The organism is Pseudoalteromonas lipolytica, assembly GCF_001306915.1.
GTDB classification, from domain to species: domain Bacteria; phylum Pseudomonadota; class Gammaproteobacteria; order Enterobacterales; family Alteromonadaceae; genus Pseudoalteromonas; species Pseudoalteromonas simplex.
Map to the genome: position 1 here is coordinate 98,100 of NZ_LJTC01000010.1, position 13,257 is coordinate 111,356.

The following is a 13,257-nucleotide window of genomic DNA, read 5'->3' on the forward strand; positions in this document are numbered from 1 at the left end:
CTTTAAATGTTTGAACTAAGTTTCAAATCATTAGTAGTTATAATTAGTTAATTTAATGGAATAGATTCAAACCTAAAGCCGCCCCGCTATCTTTAAGCCAGCCTACGATTTCACCTCCCCCAATTAAACGCCCTAGCAACACCTAACCCAATTTCATGCTATACCACAAAACCCACGCCGTAGAGAGTGGCCCAAACTGGGATGATGATAAAATCGAGTGTTGAGGTGGATGACGAAACGGCGACTTCTTGGTAATTTGTAAGCCATGGGTAGATTCAATATCATCAAATGTAATTTACCTACAACCACCCTAGCACGCTTATTTATAAATGACTATTTTATAAACCAATTTGCCTATTACAGCCGACACTTTCTACAAAGTATTTATCATGGCTTACGAGTATAAACCCGCCTTTAAAGCCCTGTAATGACTGAGCCAAGAGCTGTTTTGATTCAAGGTCGAGATGATTATCGGGCTCATCGAGTAACAAGAATGCAGTACTTTCAATATTACTGACGATACACATGGCGAGCTTCATTTTTTCACCGCCACTTAAAAGTGCGGCATGTTTAAAAACAGCGTCTTTTCTAAAGCCGATACTAGCAAGTAGAGTACGTGCGGTGCTCTCATCTAGGCTTTTACAGTAAGTCATCACGTTTTCAAGCAGGGTTAGCTCGTTGTTTATTAATGTAAAATGTTGGTCTAAATAATAAAGTGCTTGATTGCAATGTAACTGCCCTGCTTTTACTGGTATGTCGTATGTCAGAGTTTTAAGTAAGGTTGATTTACCAGTGCCATTAGCACCCGCTAAATGAATTTTATCATCACTGAACACCTGAAAATTAATCGGCTTTTGTGTTCCGTGTGCTAATACAACGTTCTCCAGGCTAAGTGTTTTTTGGTGCTTAGCTTCATCTGATTGCGCCAAATAAAATTGCTGCGCTTTAGTTTGTTCAAGCTGGCTAGAAAGCTCATGTTTATTACTCGTCAGCATACCCTCTCGTTTAGCCGTTTTTTTACTTTGTGATGATAAATTAGCGCTGGCTTTATCTTTTTTAGCATCCATCAGCACTTTAGGCTGGCTGCCTAATTTTCTTAGGGCTGCGCCATGACTTGCTCGCTTTTGTGCTTTTTGCTTTTCTAATTGCTCTGTTTTTTTGAGATTTGTTTGCTGCTTAACAACGTGATTTAATTTATTTTCAAGGGCAGCAACTTGCTGCTGTTTTTGTGCTTGGTACTCAGAAAAACGCATACCATATCGTGTTAAACCAAGGGTTGTTAGCTCCCAAACTTCATGGGCTTGTTCTAATAATTCTTGGTCGTGACTTATTAGTAATAATTGCCCTTTAAAGTTGTGTATTTGCTTTATAAGCCAGCTTTTGCCTTTTGCATCTAGGTGGTTTGATGGCTCATCCAGTATTAAAATGTCGGGCTTTATGCAGGTAAATAGTGCCCAAAGCTTTAATTTACTAAGCTGACCGCCACTCAAATGTTTGCTTAAGGAGTAAGGGGTTTTGTTGTTTACGCCAAGCCTTACAAGTTCTGCATTAAAGCGCTCTGCTAAGTCCCAATTACCCTCAACTAACATTAAGTTTTGCTCTGTAACATGCCCTTGGTTTATAGCATCAAGGGCATTAAACACAGGCTCTAGCTCAATAGCCTCTGCAATAGTTTGGTTTTCAACCTGATTTATATCGTTCATTTGTCGGTATAAACCGAGGGTTGAATTACATACAACCGTACCAGAGCTAGGCTCTTTTTGCTTAGCAAGTATTGACGCTAATATAGATTTACCACAACCGTTCCTGCCGACTAACGCGGTGACTTTTGCTGTGAGTGAAAATGAAAGGTCGTTAAATACAACATCGCCATTGCCATGTTGGTAACATAAATTAAAAGCTTGAAGTTGTGGCATAGTGCCTCCTGTATTACAGGGGCATAAGCGCTTGATCACACGAAAAGTAATAGTATAAAAGTGATAGTGAGCAACGCCTACTAACCCTGTTGGTCCAAAAAGATAAAAATGAAATTGGATAACAGGTTTAGTTGTTCATGTTGGCGGTAACTCCTAAAAAGTGAGGCTAGATAATAACCACCCAGTGCTCAAATAGCAACAAGATATGATAGTCTTAAATTATTAGCTGCTTAAAGGAATGTATTTTGAATTTAGTTAAAAGCCCTCTTGCCTCGCAAAACCCAATTCAAGTTAAGATGCAAATTAATGAAAGTAAACGTGTATTTGTTATTGGCGATTTAGATGCAGATTTAACTAAATTTGAACAGGCGCTTTGCTCTGTTAATTTTAATCCAAGCGAAGATATTTTGTTTTCACTGGGTGATGTGATTGACCGGGGGGAGCACAGCATTGCGTTACTTTCTCGTTTTAAAGAGCTTGGTGTGAACATGTGCCTTGGTAACCACGAGCATATGTTGCTTGAGTCTTTACTTGCAGGCGATAAAAGTTACTACCGATTATGGGTTGAGAATGGCGGCCGTTGGCATTTAGATGCAACTGATGAAGAGCTCGCATTTGTCTGTAAGCAGCTACTTAACTGCCCGCTTTCTTACTATGTTGAATACGGCAAAATTAAAGTTGGTTTATCACATACAACACATGCGGATTGGGATTGGCAAAATCCTACTCAAGATATACAACAAGCGATTGGCGCTTTGCTTTGGGATAGAAGCTTAACCAAAGAGAAAAAAGCGCTAATAAATCCAAGTATCGATTTTTCTGTGCATGGCCATAACACGACCCAAAAGCCCTATTGGCTTGGCAATAGTTACCACCTTGATACTAATTACCTCAGCGGTAAGCCCACCATTGTTGAGCTTAGCACGCTGAAAAAGCAGTTTTCCTCAATGTAAACTTGCCAGTCGTTCGACCGTTTGCTCTTCAAGGTATTTTTTGTAGGTTAGCCTTGCATGCCACAACTGCTCATCTGTTTCTTGAAGGTAGATGATTGGGCCAGCAGTTTTGCTTGCCAGGCTAGTTAGTTTACTGTATTCACGCGTATCAATTTTACCATCGCTAAAGTAGCTTTGTGCGGTATTTAGAAATTCATCGTCTTTATAAATATCACTATGCCAAATAAGCGAGCGATACATACTAGCAGTTATTTCGGTTGGCTTATCGTTTGAACGAAAAAGCTTCACTTCGGTATAAATAGAATTACCGGTGAATACAATCCCTATTAACGACAACGTCGTAAGAGTCATCATCCATTTCATGCTCTATTCCTCTCAGTTAGGTACTAATTTAACTATAGGAGAGAAAGATGAATGTATGCTGTTTATTTAATCAATTAGAATTAGCGTAACTATTTGCAGGATACTTAATTATTGTTTTTAGTCCCTAATTTACTGCTTTGGGGTTTAAACATAAACTTGTGTATTAGGCTAAAAGGTCTAATACACAAGCATCAAATTAATGAAGCGCTGCTGTAAATGGAATATTTTTACAGATTTCGGCTTCTGCGATAAGGATTTCTTCAAGGCGTGTATCAACCTCTTGCTTATCGAAATACTCGTAAGCAAGTTCAACGAATAAGTTTTTATGTTTTTCTTCTGATTTTGCAATCGCGACATAAAACTCTTTTTCTTTGCCTGCAGGTAAAGCTTCTGCAACAAGCGAAAAGCGCTCGTGTCCGCGTGCTTCAATAACGCCTGCTACTAATAAACGGTCCATCAAGAATTCATCACGACCATTTCTAAATACCGCACGAATTTGTTTAATGTAAGGATCTTTTTGGTCATTGCCAAGTGATACATCACGTTCCATTAATAGCTTTAAAACTTGTTTAAAGTGGATCATTTCTTCCAGTGCTAAGTCTGTCATGGCTCTAACAAGCTTACGACGATCTGGGTAATGAGAAAGCATAGACATAGCCATACCAGAAGCTTTTTTCTCTGCTGCAGCATGATCTTGTAAAAAGGTATCGAAGTCAGCTAAGACACCTTCTGTCCATTCAAATGGCGTGTGGTATTTCAATTCAAACATGATGAGGAACAACTAAACTTATGATTGCGGCGATTTTAACGTATTTTACGTGTGATTATAACCAAGAGATTTATCAATTTTACCACTTCGGGTCGATGACACTTTATCTGGGTGTTTTATGTCATTCCACGCTGTGACTTTGCCACCCATATTCAGCTGTTTAAAGCTAATTGGCTGCTGAGTGTTTAAAAACTGCTGAAGTAATTGCGGGCTGTTTGAGTCTGCTACATTAAGCGTTAATAACTGGTTTGTACGCCGTTTAAAGTAGTCTGCCACTTGCTGTTGGTGACGCTGATAACACGCTGTTAAGTATTCATCAGATTCTAACTCAGCCAAGCTATACTGACCAAACACATCAAAATAACAGCGCTTTAAATGGCTATTAAAACCACCATCAGGGCGCATTAAATTAGTGTGCATGCGTGCTAATAACTGCCTTATAGATGGCAACCATTTAGTTAAATCGCGCTCGAGGTTGATAAAACGGCTATTTGCAAAGTGCTCATCAAGCAAGGCGTATTCACTAAAAACTGGAGTATCAGCAATAACATCTGCACTTGTAATAGCTTGTTGGGTATAGGCTGTGTGGGCGGTTTTATAACCGAGTTGTAAAAAGCTGTTACAGATACTAGTTGTGCCGGTTCGTGGTAAACCGATTATAAAAATTTTAGAGCTCATGGCACCTGATCAAATGCTAACCACAGCGATTTGTCGTTGACTGGGGTTAACCTTGGTAAATCATAATTGTGCAATTCTATAACAATTTTGTCGTGTAGGTGGGCGTTTTTTATAAAGTTTCCGTTGTACTTAAAAAATAACTCGTCAAATTCACCACTTTGCTGCATAACCTTAATCCCCTGAGAAACGGCTTTAGCAATATTAGTATTATGTTTATTAAAAAAGAAATAGATTGGGCTTTTGTATTTGAGCATTAGATGCGGCAGAACGACCAACGGCATTCCTTCTTTAAAATACGCAAGTTCATCTTGGATCTCTAATACTGAACGAGGAAATAAATCCCCCCTTCCTCTATCTAACATTACAAACAATGATTCAAAGTCCATTGCCGTTGCCACTGTTAAACCGTTACTTGTTAGAATTCGTGTATCTGGCCAATCTGCACCCTGAACTAAGTTAATCGATTTTAAATCATCAAGAGATTTTAGCTGTTTCAACCTCGGTAACTTATCTTCTGTAGTAAACATTAATCGCCAACCAAACAAGCCTTTAAATATAGGAACTCGTAGAGGGAGCAAAGTGTTTTCACGCTCTTGGTTTGTCATGCTCCAAGTAACATTGATAGATCCAGTCGTTTCAATTTCTTTTAAAACACGATTTTGGCTTAATAATTCAGGTGCGGGTGATAAGGTAAACTTATAACCACTTCTTTTTAAAGCTGTACGAAGAAGTATTAAAGGATAAAGTACTTCTTCGTCTAAGCTATCCATTGTTTTAGGATAAACAACATGTAAAGTGGTTGGTGGTGTTACGCGATTTTTCTTGGCATTAATTGTTTTTACATTGGCAAATAAACAAGTTGAAAATAAGAACAACAAACATGGAAAAACAATTTTTAGCATATCAGAAAACCTGTGTAACTAATAACATCACAGCGCTAATCAAAATAGTAATGAAAGTAAGCATCATACCTAATACACGTAATTTCATCAGATTATCAGCAAGTGCGTAACTATGACAAAAACGACCAGCAACCAGCATTGCACCTAAAATATAGCAATAATGGCTTGGGAGGCCTTGGTACTCTAATAAAAATAGCAGGATCAACGAAAAAGGCACATATTCAATGAAATTTGCATGAGTTCGTATAGCTGCTTGTAGGCTTTCGTCTCCCCCGTCACCAAGTGAAATGCGTTTTGCTCTACGTAGTTTGATCACGCGAAAGCTAAGTTGAATGTATAAAATGGCCAAGATGGCAGCAAACGTTGAAACAATCACAGTTTTTCCAATTTTTATTTAAAGTTAGACGCTTAGCATAATTTATTGCTAGGCTGTTAAGTAAGTAGTTAGGTTAGCTCAGTATGATATTTAATGTCTAACAGTTCTTAAGGAAGTGCATGTTTACGCCAAGAAAAATCGCCGATAACTACCGCGAAATGATCAGTAGTATCGGATTTTACCCATCAATGCTCTCTGTGGTGTTTTTAGTTTTTGGATTAATTACTACTGCGGTCGAGTACTCGTCATTATCAATGGAATTTAAAAAGCTGATTGGTGTGTTATTGGTCGATAGCGAAGAGAATGCCCGTACCATCCTCAGCACGCTTGCCGGCAGCATTATATCATTAACGGTTTTTAGTTTTTCTATGGTTATGGTGGTGCTTAATAGTGCTAGCGCCAGTCTTTCGCCGCGTGTGTTGCCGGGCCTTATTACCCGTAAGTCGCACCAATTAGTACTGGGGTTTTATCTTGGTAGTATTATCTACACCATATTAATGCTGATAAACATACGTACCATTGGTGATGGAGATATGGGTATTCCATCACTTGGTATCTTCTTTTCATTGGTGTTTGGTTTAATTTCGCTTGGTTTTTTTGTGTTTTTTATTCACTCAATTTCAAAAGCAATTCAAGTCGATAATGTACTAAACGACTTATTTAAAAATACCAAAGGCGAGCTTAAATGCATAATTGACATGCAACAACAAAATCCTGTTGAGCATTTTCCTGAGTTTAATGACTGGCATAGTGTTAAAAGTAAAACAGAAGGTTACTTTAAAGGGGCACATAGCGATAAGTTGTGTGCGTTATGCCAACAGCACGGTATTAAAATTTATATTTCGGTTAAACAAGGCTTCTTTACAGTAAAGGGATACCCGTTTTTAAAGTGTGATACGGACTTATCTGACAAACCTGAACTGGTAGAACAATTACTAGACTGCTTTATCTTTTATATCGAAGAATATATTAGTGACCATTACCGCTACGGTATGACACAAATTTCAGAAATCGCTGTTAAAGCTATGAGCCCGGGTATTAACGATCCCGGTACTGCGGTAAAAGCCATAGATATGTTGAGTATTTTACTGATATTGCGCTTAGATATTTACGATGTGAACTACTCGCTTAAACGTTGTGAGAACAATCAACCACACCTGTTTATTCACGAAACCTCATTCGATGAGCTGCTGCATGATAACTTCACACCAATTCGTAACTACGCAAAAAATGACGCCTATGTAATGGTTAACGTGCTTGAGGCATTTAAAAACATATTGTTTAGAGCATCTGATAACAATAAAGCAACTGATAGCCTATTTGTTTATTTAGGGGCAATTATTGAAGATATAGATAAGCATATTAGTAATGAGTACGACCGTGAGCAGATCATTAATATGCTAAAAGCGATTGCTCGTATTTCAGAGCAACAAGGTGAAAAATTGCTGGCAAGGTTTGCCAGCAATCAATAAGTTAACTTAGTTTTCGATTAAATAAACCGCATAGCTGCTTGCGGTAATCGTAAGCTCACCACCATTGTATGCATCAGGTACATAGTTATCTGGTGCAGCTTCTGCCATAACCATTTTGCTGGCACGCATATAAGGTTGGCTACCTGTATCAAGTGGGCTACTTGAAGCTGTATAAAGACCTTTAAGCTCTACCCCATAGTCATTGGCAAATTCTTTCGCTGCAGCACGGGCATCTTTAATGGCTAGCTTTTGCGCTTGCTTTTGTAGCTCTTCGTACTTGCTTGATACAAATTGCGTTTGATTAATTTCATTAATGCCCGAATTCACTAGTTGCTGAAGCATAATTGGGTATTTTTTTATATCAGTTAAAGTTACAGACAGGCTACGCGTTACTCTATAACCTACAAACTCTTGCTTACCCGTTTCACGGTTATATTCTGTTTGGCGATTAATCGAGATATTAGACGCATAAATGCCCTTTTCTTCTACGCCTTGGTTTTTAGCGAGCTTAATCGCTTTCGCCATGGTTGCATCGGCTTTGTTTTTCGCGGCAATTAAATCTTTATCTACTTCAACAATACCTACTGTCAGTTTAACGTTATCAGGGATCGCTTTAACCGTTGCATTACCTTGTATATAAATATGTGGCGCATCAGGTGTTGCTTGTGCTAACACATTAAAACTAAGTGCTGCCGCCATAGCGGTAAAAACTAACTTACGCATAATACTGTTCCTTAATTTAAAACTCCGTTCATTATCACCTTAAAGGGTTAATTGAATATGAACAAGCCATTTTACAGATATAAAAAAACAGGCATAAAAAGCCTGTTTTTTCATTCACTAAAAGCGTTATAGCTTAGATACTACGGCGCTTGTAGTTGCGATATTCTGGAAGCCAGTAGTTTTTCTCGATTGCTGCCCATAGCGCTTCATCGCTCAGCTCAAGTGCCACACCTTCTTCCATCGCTTTTTTCGCAACCGCAAATGCAATACGTTTACTTAACGCTTGGATTTCAGTCAGTGCAGGTAATAAGCTGCCTTTACCAGTGTTTGCACGTGGTGAAGACTCAGCCAGTGTTTCACTTGATACAATTAGCATTGCATCAGTGATGCGCGTTGCTTTAGCAGCGATAACGCCTAAACCAATACCCGGGAAAATATAACTGTTGTTACATTGTGGGATTGGGAATGTTTGGCCGTTATACTCAACCGGATCAAATGGACTACCAGAAGCAACAATCGCTTGGCCGTTTGTCCATTCAATAACATCAGAAGGAAGTGCTTCAACTTGCTTAGACGGATTACTTAGCGGGAAGATAATCGGTTGTGGGCAAGATGCGTGCATTGCACGAATAACCTGTTCAGTGAATAAACCAGGTTGGCCAGATACACCAATTAGAATGTCTGGTTGCGCACAGTGCATTACATCTAATAGTGATGCGTACTCACCGCTGTAAGTCCACTCACTTAAGCCATCTTTAGATTGGCAAAGTGCTTGTTGGAAATCACGTAAGCCTTCCATACCTTCAGTAAGTAGACCAAAGCGGTCAACCATGAAAATTTGCGAACGCGCTTGCTCATCGCTAATGCCTTCAGCAACCATAGTACTGATAATTTGCTCAGCAATACCACAGCCTGCAGAGCCTGCACCAACAAACACAACTTTTTGCTCAGAAAGTTTCGCGCCTTTAACACGACATGCAGCAAGTAAAGAACCTACAGTAACCGCAGCAGTTCCTTGAATGTCATCGTTAAAGCTACAGATTTCATCACGGTAGCGTTTTAGTAATGGCATGGCATTTGGTTGTGCAAAGTCTTCAAACTGAAGTAAAACACTTGGCCAACGACGTTTAACGGCTTTGATAAATAGATCTAAGAATTCGTCATATTCTTCTTGCGAAATACGCTTATGGCGAGCACCCATGTACATAGGGTCGTTAAGTAGTTTTTCGTTATTCGTACCAACATCAAGCATCACTGGTAACGTATATGCAGGGCTAATACCACCACACGCTGTATAAAGTGATAACTTACCAATTGGAATACCCATACCACCAATACCTTGGTCACCTAGACCAAGAATACGCTCGCCGTCAGTCACAACGATTACTTTTACTTTGCCTTTAGTGGCATTACGTAAAATATCATCAATTTGGAAACGATCTTCATAAGAAATAAATAGACCACGGGCACTGCGGTAAATGTCTGAGAACTTTTCACAAGCGTCACCTACCGTTGGCGTGTAGATAATAGGCATCATTTCTTCAAGATGATCACGCACTAAACGGTAGTAAAGTGTTTCGTTGTTATCTTGAATAGCACGTAGGTAGATGTGCTTATTTAAATTATCGCTAAAGCTTGAATACTGCTGGTAACAACGCTCAACTTGTTCTTCGATCGTTTCATAACGCGGTGGCAGTAATCCGGCTAAGTTGAAATTTTCCCTTTCTTTTTGTGAAAAAGCACTGCCTTTATTTAATAGTGGCGTTTCAATCAGACCTGGGCCTGAATAAGGAATATAAAGATAATTTGGATCGGTATTTGTAGTCATATTTCCAAGCTTTGATGCGTCATAATTATGACCTGACATTATTACTCTTGAAGGCGAAATTGCAATGACAATTCACCTTGTCAGACCATTGAAGAAAATGAATTTTATGCTCTAAATAGCATAGCAGATAGTATACATGAAAACTCAGCAGCTTTAAGGCTGCTGAGCTTGTTTTTAGTGGCTTTTATCACTTAAAGCGATGCCTTCGCGGCGCGGATCGGCTGCGCCATAAAGTTTACCGTTTTTAACTTCAACAGCATGTAAACCAGAGTTTAAATCTAGGATACGAACTGTGTGTCCGCGGTTAACAAAATCAGCTTCGGCGTTGGCAAGTTCAGTGCCCTTTTCGAGGCTTGTGTAATTATTACGATTAGTAATGCGCGGTAAGTTAATGGCTGTTTGCGCATCTAGGTTCCAATCAAGCACTCCTACAACCACTTGAGCTACATAATCAATAATACGGCTACCACCCGGCGAACCAACCACTAAACGTAAGCTGCCGTCTTTGTTAAACACCATGACTGGCGACATGGAACTACGCGGACGTTTACCTGCTTCAACACGATTAGCCAATGGCTTACCATCTTTAGTTGGCGATAAAGCAAAGTCGGTTAGTTGATTGTTTAAAATATACCCGTTCACCATTACTGTTGAACCAAACGCCATTTCGATAGAACTTGTCATCGACACAGCGTTACCTTGGCTATCGACAATCGAAACATGGGTCGTTGATGGCAGCTCGTATGCATCATCTTGCGCGTATGCAACTGAGTTTGGCGGTGTGCCTGCTTCTGCGTGAGTATCTTTTTCAGAAATAAGTTTTGCGCGACCAGCAATGTAGTTTTTATCGAGTAATCCTTGTGTCGGGATTGTCATAAAATCTGGGTCGCCCATATACACGTTGCGATCAGCAAACGCTAAACGTGATGCTTGGGTAAAGTAATGTAGAGCTTGAACAGAGTTTGGTTTAAGTTTAGCCATATCTTTATGTTCAAGTAAGGCTAAAATCTGTAACACAGCTACACCACCGCTACTAGGTGGTGCCATTGAGCACACTTCGTACTGGCGATAATCAACACACACAGGTGCGCGCTCTTTGCTTTTGTAATTGGCTAAGTCTTCAACCGTTAATGTACCCGGTGCAACAACTGAGTTTTGCACTGCATGCACAAGCTCTTTAGCGTTTTCACCTTTGTAAAATGCATCAATGCCCTGTTTCGCTATATCTTTATAAAGCGCGGCTAGTTCAGGATTCTTTTTCACGGTACCTACAGCAAGCGGTTTACCATCAGGGAAGAAGTAGTCACGAATAACAGGTAGCTTAGTAACCCCTGGGTTTAATTCTTTAGCCAATAATTGATGTAAACGCGGCGACACAATAAAGCCTTTATCAGCCAATTCAATGGCAGGGGCAAACAAGGTTTGCCACTCTAACTTGCCATAACGTTTATGGGCAGTGGCAAAGGCATCTAAAATACCCGGTACACCAACAGAACGACCACCTACAACGGCTTCAATCCATTTTACGGCTTTACCGTGCTTATCTAAAAATAGTGTTTCATCAGCATTGCTTGGAGCCGTTTCACGGCCATCAAAGCTAGTTAGGCTTTTGGTTTTGTTGTCGAAGTACATCATAAATGTACCGCCACCGATCCCCGACGATTGCGGCTCTACCAGTGTCAGTACTAATTGCGTTGCAATGGCAGCGTCAACCGCTGAGCCGCCTAGCTCAAGCATTTTTTGCCCTGCTTTTACTGCATAAGGGTTTGCTGCTGCGACCATGTACTTATCGCCTTCAACAACCTGCTTATGAGCAAAGCCCGTTGCAGCTTCAGGTTCGCGAGTTTCAACTTTTGCAGGGGCTGCGAAAATAGCAGTTGAATAAATTAATGAGGTGGACAGAGCTAACAGCGCTTTGGTTTTGAATAACATAAATAAACTTAATCCCGTAGTGTATTTGGCATCTTAAAATTAAACGTGCACAATAGGCGACAATCTCAGATACACCAAAAATAACATGATAAACCTGCCCCTGAAACTAGAATATATTCTGCCGCCACTGTGTTTAGTAATACTAAGTTCCTCATTTGCTACGTTTAACTTAAATGAATATCTTGAATTTAACCGTGAGTTAGTTGCAAATGGTGAATTTTGGCGTATTTTCACTAGCCAATTTGTGCATGCTAATTGGCCACATTTAGGCTTAAATTGCGCCGGAATTTTATTAGTTTGGGCTCTACACGCTGAGCATACAAGCCCTGCTCGCTATGCGTTTAATATTGCCATTCTTGCATTATGGTGTGGCATAGGTGTGTGGCTATTTTGCCCAGATATCCAAATTTACACCGGATTAAGTGCCCTACTACACGGTGTGATCATTTGGGGAGCAGTTAAAGATGTACAAGCAGGCATGCTATCAGGCTGGTTATTGTTCGCTGGTACTTGGGCTAAAGTGATTTGGGAGCAAATAGCAGGCCCAAGTGAATCGGTGAGTCAACTAATCGCGTCTAATGTTGCCATTGACGCCCACTTTATCGGCGCAGTTGGCGGCACACTGTTGACTTTGCCTGTCTTCATTAAAATAATAAAAAAGCGCGGGTAACCTTACTCGCTATTTACAACTGCTCTTTGTTAACTAGAAAAGGAATTTTAGATGAATGAAAATAAAGGAGATATTTACCTTCGCATTATCCTATTTTGCCTTTACGGGCCTCTATTGGCTGGGCTATTTGGCCAGTTGGTAAACTTAAAATTTGTTTCACCAACGTTTATGGCAAGCCTTGATAATATTTATTACATCATAGTATTTTGCTCACTTTGTATTGGGTTTTGTCTGTTGTTAGCAAAATACAGTATCGTTAAAGAATCGTTTAAGAATAAAATTATTGCTCATTTGACCCTTATTCTTAGTATTTTGTATTCATGCTTAATGTTCTTTGGCATTGGTTTACTTATATTATTCAACATCATGTTTAACTCAAATACTGATTACGTTCACCAAGAACAAGCATTTGAATATCGCACCTTTTATGTCTACACATCAGACCCTGGAGCTTTTGGAACTGCTCACCATTATGTGTATTTAAAGTGCCCTGTTTCGTTTAATCGCTATGAATTGGAGTTAATAGCTAATCTATCATGGATGAAAGACTATAAAATGAGTTTAGAGGGTGATAGTTTAATTTTTGAAAACGACTCAAAAGAAGGTAAGACAGTACTCGATGTGAGTGAATTTTACTGCAAATAACCCTATATATAAATCCTATTGCAAACAAAA

At 39.5% G+C, this 13,257-nt stretch carries 13 protein-coding genes; 4 read left to right on the forward strand and 9 right to left on the reverse strand.

Annotated elements, in window-relative coordinates; all coding sequences use genetic code 11:
* Nucleotides 1–338: 338 nt before the first annotated feature.
* Nucleotides 339–1,916 (reverse strand): ATP-binding cassette domain-containing protein, encoded by a 1,578-nt coding sequence (locus AOG27_RS15270; RefSeq protein WP_054553870.1) that lies wholly within the window; start codon nucleotides 1,914–1,916, stop codon nucleotides 339–341.
* A gap of 245 nt (nucleotides 1,917–2,161) precedes the next feature.
* Between AOG27_RS15270 and AOG27_RS15275 the strand changes: the two genes are divergently transcribed.
* Complete coding sequence (locus AOG27_RS15275) at nucleotides 2,162–2,869, forward strand: metallophosphoesterase (RefSeq protein WP_054553871.1); 708 nt, start codon at nucleotides 2,162–2,164, stop codon at nucleotides 2,867–2,869.
* On the opposite strand, the gene AOG27_RS15280 is transcribed toward AOG27_RS15275, so the two are convergent.
* The 5 genes from AOG27_RS15280 to AOG27_RS15300 all read right to left on the reverse strand — a co-directional run bounded on the left by AOG27_RS15280 (nucleotide 2,861) and on the right by AOG27_RS15300 (nucleotide 5,957).
* Nucleotides 2,861–3,232: a hypothetical protein gene (locus AOG27_RS15280; RefSeq protein WP_054553872.1), complete on the reverse strand. Its 372-nt coding sequence runs from the start codon at nucleotides 3,230–3,232 to the stop codon at nucleotides 2,861–2,863. The genes AOG27_RS15275 and AOG27_RS15280 overlap by 9 nt on opposite strands.
* A gap of 196 nt (nucleotides 3,233–3,428) precedes the next feature.
* Nucleotides 3,429–4,001 (reverse strand): tRNA-(ms[2]io[6]A)-hydroxylase, encoded by a 573-nt coding sequence (locus AOG27_RS15285; protein ID WP_054553873.1) that lies wholly within the window; start codon nucleotides 3,999–4,001, stop codon nucleotides 3,429–3,431.
* Between the two features lie 45 nt (nucleotides 4,002–4,046).
* Entirely contained in the window at nucleotides 4,047–4,679 is a 633-nt protein-coding gene (locus AOG27_RS15290) for a sulfotransferase (RefSeq protein ID WP_054553874.1), read from the reverse strand.
* Entirely contained in the window at nucleotides 4,676–5,581 is a 906-nt protein-coding gene (locus tag AOG27_RS15295; RefSeq protein WP_054553875.1) for a substrate-binding periplasmic protein, read from the reverse strand. The genes AOG27_RS15290 and AOG27_RS15295 overlap by 4 nt, the downstream gene beginning before the upstream one ends.
* Before the next feature lies 1 nt (nucleotide 5,582).
* On the reverse strand, nucleotides 5,583–5,957 hold the full coding sequence (locus AOG27_RS15300) for an MAPEG family protein (protein ID WP_054553876.1): 375 nt from the start codon (nucleotides 5,955–5,957) through the stop codon (nucleotides 5,583–5,585).
* Nucleotides 5,958–6,076: 119 nt separating this feature from the next.
* Between AOG27_RS15300 and AOG27_RS15305 the strand changes: the two genes are divergently transcribed.
* Nucleotides 6,077–7,429 carry a DUF2254 domain-containing protein gene (locus AOG27_RS15305; protein ID WP_054553877.1) on the forward strand — a complete coding sequence of 451 codons (1,353 nt, stop codon included), beginning with the start codon at nucleotides 6,077–6,079 and terminating at the stop codon, nucleotides 7,427–7,429.
* Between the two features lie 6 nt (nucleotides 7,430–7,435).
* Here the strand turns inward: AOG27_RS15305 and AOG27_RS15310 are convergent, their stop codons facing one another.
* The 3 genes from AOG27_RS15310 to ggt all read right to left on the reverse strand — a co-directional run bounded on the left by AOG27_RS15310 (nucleotide 7,436) and on the right by ggt (nucleotide 11,912).
* Entirely contained in the window at nucleotides 7,436–8,152 is a 717-nt protein-coding gene (locus AOG27_RS15310; protein ID WP_054553878.1) for an SIMPL domain-containing protein, read from the reverse strand.
* 133 nt (nucleotides 8,153–8,285) lie between these two features.
* Nucleotides 8,286–9,980: an NAD-dependent malic enzyme gene (locus AOG27_RS15315; RefSeq protein ID WP_054553942.1), complete on the reverse strand. Its 1,695-nt coding sequence runs from the start codon at nucleotides 9,978–9,980 to the stop codon at nucleotides 8,286–8,288.
* Nucleotides 9,981–10,154: 174 nt separating this feature from the next.
* Complete coding sequence (gene ggt, locus AOG27_RS15320; protein WP_054553879.1) at nucleotides 10,155–11,912, reverse strand: gamma-glutamyltransferase; 1,758 nt, start codon at nucleotides 11,910–11,912, stop codon at nucleotides 10,155–10,157.
* Nucleotides 11,913–11,997: 85 nt separating this feature from the next.
* Here ggt and rrtA point away from each other — a divergent pair, with 85 nt between their 5' ends.
* Nucleotides 11,998–12,582, forward strand: coding sequence for a rhombosortase (gene rrtA / locus AOG27_RS15325; protein ID WP_054553880.1), 585 nt, complete (start codon nucleotides 11,998–12,000; stop codon nucleotides 12,580–12,582).
* A 51-nt stretch (nucleotides 12,583–12,633) separates the two neighbouring features.
* Nucleotides 12,634–13,227: a hypothetical protein gene (locus tag AOG27_RS15330; RefSeq protein ID WP_054553881.1), complete on the forward strand. Its 594-nt coding sequence runs from the start codon at nucleotides 12,634–12,636 to the stop codon at nucleotides 13,225–13,227.
* Nucleotides 13,228–13,257 lie beyond the last annotated feature (30 nt).

What these genes read in the sequence shown, in the direction of transcription:
- AOG27_RS15270 (WP_054553870.1), bottom strand. Translation starts at nt 1,916, where the DNA reads ATGCCACAACTTCAAGCTTTTAATTTATGTTACCAACATGGCAATGGC.
- AOG27_RS15280 (WP_054553872.1), bottom strand. Translation starts at nt 3,232, where the DNA reads ATGAAATGGATGATGACTCTTACGACGTTGTCGTTAATAGGGATTGTA.
- AOG27_RS15285 (WP_054553873.1), bottom strand. Translation starts at nt 4,001, where the DNA reads ATGTTTGAATTGAAATACCACACGCCATTTGAATGGACAGAAGGTGTC.
- AOG27_RS15290 (WP_054553874.1), bottom strand. Translation starts at nt 4,679, where the DNA reads ATGAGCTCTAAAATTTTTATAATCGGTTTACCACGAACCGGCACAACT.
- AOG27_RS15295 (WP_054553875.1), bottom strand. Translation starts at nt 5,581, where the DNA reads ATGCTAAAAATTGTTTTTCCATGTTTGTTGTTCTTATTTTCAACTTGT.
- AOG27_RS15305 (WP_054553877.1), top strand. Translation starts at nt 6,077, where the DNA reads ATGTTTACGCCAAGAAAAATCGCCGATAACTACCGCGAAATGATCAGT.
- AOG27_RS15310 (WP_054553878.1), bottom strand. Translation starts at nt 8,152, where the DNA reads ATGCGTAAGTTAGTTTTTACCGCTATGGCGGCAGCACTTAGTTTTAAT.
- AOG27_RS15315 (WP_054553942.1), bottom strand. Translation starts at nt 9,980, where the DNA reads ATGACTACAAATACCGATCCAAATTATCTTTATATTCCTTATTCAGGC.
- ggt (WP_054553879.1), bottom strand. Translation starts at nt 11,912, where the DNA reads ATGTTATTCAAAACCAAAGCGCTGTTAGCTCTGTCCACCTCATTAATT.
- rrtA (WP_054553880.1), top strand. Translation starts at nt 11,998, where the DNA reads ATGATAAACCTGCCCCTGAAACTAGAATATATTCTGCCGCCACTGTGT.
- AOG27_RS15330 (WP_054553881.1), top strand. Translation starts at nt 12,634, where the DNA reads ATGAATGAAAATAAAGGAGATATTTACCTTCGCATTATCCTATTTTGC.